The following is a 3,171-nucleotide window of genomic DNA, read 5'->3' on the forward strand; positions in this document are numbered from 1 at the left end:
ACCAGGAACAGATCATGCGCATCGCGCAGAAGGTGGCCGGCTACTCGCTGGCCCAAGCCGACATCCTGCGGAAAGCCATGGGCAAGAAGAAGCGTGAAGTTCTCGACAAGGAGCGCGAAGGATTTGCCGAGGGCATGAAAGCGAACGGCTTCTCGGCTGGGGCGATCAAGGTGCTGTGGGACACCATCCTGCCGTTCGCCGACTACGCCTTCAACAAGTCGCACGCCGCCGGGTACGGGATGGTGTCGTACTGGACGGCCTACCTGAAGGCCAACTACCCGGCCGAGTACATGGCGGGGCTGCTGACCTCGGTCGGCGACGACAAGGACAAGGCCGCGGTCTACCTTGCCGACTGCCGCCGGCTCGGCATCACCGTGCTGCCGCCCGACGTCAACGAGTCCGGTGTGAACTTCGCCTCGGTGGGCACCGACATCCGCTCCGGACTCGCCGCGGTGCGCAACGTGGGCGCCAACGTGGTGGGGTCGCTGATCAGCACCCGCACGGCCAAGGGCAAATTCACGGACTTCTCCGACTACCTCAACAAGGTCGAAATGGGCGCCTGCAACAAGAAGGTCACCGAATCGCTGATCAAGGCGGGGGCGTTCGACTCACTGGGCCACCCGCGCAAGGGGCTGTTCCTGGTGCACGCCGACGCGGTCGACTCGGTGCTGGGCACCAAGAAAGCCGAGGCGATGGGACAGTTCGACCTGTTCGGCGGGGCAGACGGCGACGCCGCCGCCGCCGGCGGGGTGTTTTCCATCAAGGTGCCCGACGAGGAGTGGGCCGACAAACACCGGCTCGCGCTGGAACGGGAGATGCTGGGTTTGTACGTGTCGGGGCATCCGCTCAACGGCGTAGCGCACCTGCTCACCACCCAGACCGACACCGCGATCCCGGCGATCCTGGACGGCGAGGTACCCAACGATGCGCTGGTTCGGGTCGGCGGCATCCTGGCGTCGGTCAACCGCCGAGTCAATAAGAACGGAATGCCATGGGCATCAGCGCAATTGGAGGATCTCACTGGTGGCATCGAGGTGATGTTCTTCCCGCACACCTACTCGGCTTACGGCGCCGAGGTTGTTGACGACGCCGTCGTGCTCGTCAGCGCCAAGGTGGCGATCCGTGACGAACGGATATCGCTGATCGCCAACGAACTTGCGGTGCCGGACTTTTCGGACGCCCGGTCGGACTGTCCGCTGGCGGTCAGCATGCCGACCCGGCAGTGCACGCTGGACAAGGTCACCGCGCTCAAGCAGGTTCTCGCACGCCATCCCGGCACGGCGCAGGTGCAGCTGCGGCTGATCAGCGGCGACCGGATCACCGTTTTAGAGCTGGACTCCGCCTTGCGGGTGACACCGTCGTCGGCGCTGATGGGCGACCTCAAGGCGCTGCTGGGGCCCGGCTGCCTGGGTGGCTAGATCGGCTCACGCCCTGATCACGGTGAGGGCAGGCCCGAACGCACACCGGTACTGCCTCGACGGGTCCCCGACAGACCGAAATCCGTCGGGGACCCGTCGCTGGACTCCCGACCCCCGGGGCTTGTGTGGCGTCCGACACGATAGTGCGGAGCACCGACCAAGATTACAACACAATAACCGGTTAGAAACAAGAGCTCAGGTTAGAATGTATGGATTCGCGGCAGATAGGGCTAAAATCCAACGTTATGGCAGCGGTGCGCAGGCTTCCACCACCCAGATCGCCCAGCTCGGTGGCGCCGGCACGCCGCCGCACCCGCAGGATCCGCGGTCTGGACGCCGAACAGCGGCGCGCCGAGCGTCGCGAGCACCTGCTGGCAGCGGCGTTGGAACTGTTTGCCCGTGACGGTTACGACAACACCTCCATCGAGCAGATCTGTCAGACGGCCTATGTCGGCAACAAGGCGTTCTACGAACTGTTCGACAGCAAAGAGGACTGCTACGTGGGGTTGCTGCGCCAGATCACCGAACGCATCGAACGACGGCTGGCGCAGGCCCTGCAACAGTCGATCGAACGAAAAGACAAAGACACCCTGCGCGAGGTGCTGTCCGTATTCGCGCACGCAGTGGTCGACGACCCCCGCGTCGCGGTGGTGAGCTTCGGCGAGCGCGCGGGCATTTCGCCGCGAGTCGAAGCCCAGCGACGGGAGAACCGCCGCTGGGCGGCGGCTTTCATCGAGGCCTTTTGGCGTGAAAACCTGGTTGCGGAGGACAACACCCGCGCAGCGGCGATGGACTATCACGCGCTGGCAGTGGCCACCGTCGGTGGTTTGTTCGATACCATCGCCGACTGGATCTACGATGCGAATTCACCACAGCCACGCACGATCGACAAACTCATCGCCGACCTGACCACGTTCGCATCGGTCATCGAGACCGGGATCGCTGCGCGTACCGGTACCAGCTGAGGCAATGCCCCCCAGCATCGGCCACCGGCAAAGTCAGTGCGCCTCAGCACCCGCCTGGGCTGGATGTTTGTAGATGACACCGTCTTTCATGACGAAGTCGACGCGGCCGGTGACCTCGATGTCGGTGAACGGGTCGCCGGGCATGGCAACCAGGTCGGCGATCTTGCCTGCGGCGATCACGCCGAGGTCGTCGAGCCGCAGCAGTTCGGCGGCAACGCAGGTGGCGGCCTGCATCGCGCGCAGCGGGGTGATGCCGGTAGACACCATCATGGCGAACTCGCGCCAATTCTCCTGATGCGGGAACATGCCGGCGTCGGTGCCGAACGCGATCCGTACGCTGCTTGCAGCCAGCCGTTCGGCGGCGTCCAGCAGCGCCGCGCGGTATTTGGCGAACTTGCGGCGCGCGTAGTCCGGAACCGCAGCCCAGGACGGGTCGTCGTCGGCGCGCCGGGTGCCGGACAGGATTGCGTACTGGGTCGGCACCAGAAAAACCCCGGCGTCCTCCATCATTCGCAGGGATTCGGCCGAGGCGAGGTTTCCGTGTTCGATGCTGCGCACTCCGGCCCGTACCGCCCGGCAGATACCCTCGTCGCCGTAGCTGTGCGGGGTGGCCGGGATGTCCAGGTCGGCGGCGGTGGCGACGAGGGCGTCCATTTCCTGCTGGCTGTAGGTGGCCTGGCCGGGATCGTCGGACGGTGAGGCGAAGCCGCCGGTCGCGGCGAACTTGACCCAGTCGGCGCCGGCCCGGATCTCCTGGCGGACCCGGGTACGGATCTCGTCGCAGCCGT

The 3,171-nt window shown here is 65.5% G+C and carries 3 protein-coding genes; 2 read left to right on the forward strand and 1 reads right to left on the reverse strand.

Annotation, left to right across the window (positions count from 1 at the left end; translation table 11 throughout):
- Both AC2VON_RS06875 and AC2VON_RS06880 read left to right on the forward strand, forming a co-directional pair.
- Positions 1–1,418: helix-hairpin-helix domain-containing protein (locus tag AC2VON_RS06875; RefSeq protein ID WP_486952270.1), on the forward strand; the 1,418-nt coding region annotated here is incomplete at its 5' end.
- 245 nt (positions 1,419–1,663) lie between these two features.
- The gene (locus AC2VON_RS06880; protein WP_486952271.1) at positions 1,664–2,383 is read left to right on the forward strand and encodes a TetR/AcrR family transcriptional regulator; all 720 of its coding nucleotides are present in this window, start codon (positions 1,664–1,666) and stop codon (positions 2,381–2,383) included.
- Positions 2,384–2,416: 33 nt separating this feature from the next.
- Here the strand turns inward: AC2VON_RS06880 and AC2VON_RS06885 are convergent.
- Positions 2,417–3,171 (reverse strand): amidohydrolase family protein (locus tag AC2VON_RS06885; RefSeq protein ID WP_486952272.1); only part of this gene is annotated, 755 nt, incomplete at its 5' end.

The sequence above is a fragment of the Mycobacterium sp. TH-M82 genome (assembly GCF_057473605.1).

Bases quoted from the DNA above. Each gene is read 5' to 3' on its own strand.
- AC2VON_RS06880 (WP_486952271.1), top strand. From the start codon at position 1,664: ATGGCAGCGGTGCGCAGGCTTCCACCACCCAGATCGCCCAGCTCGGTG.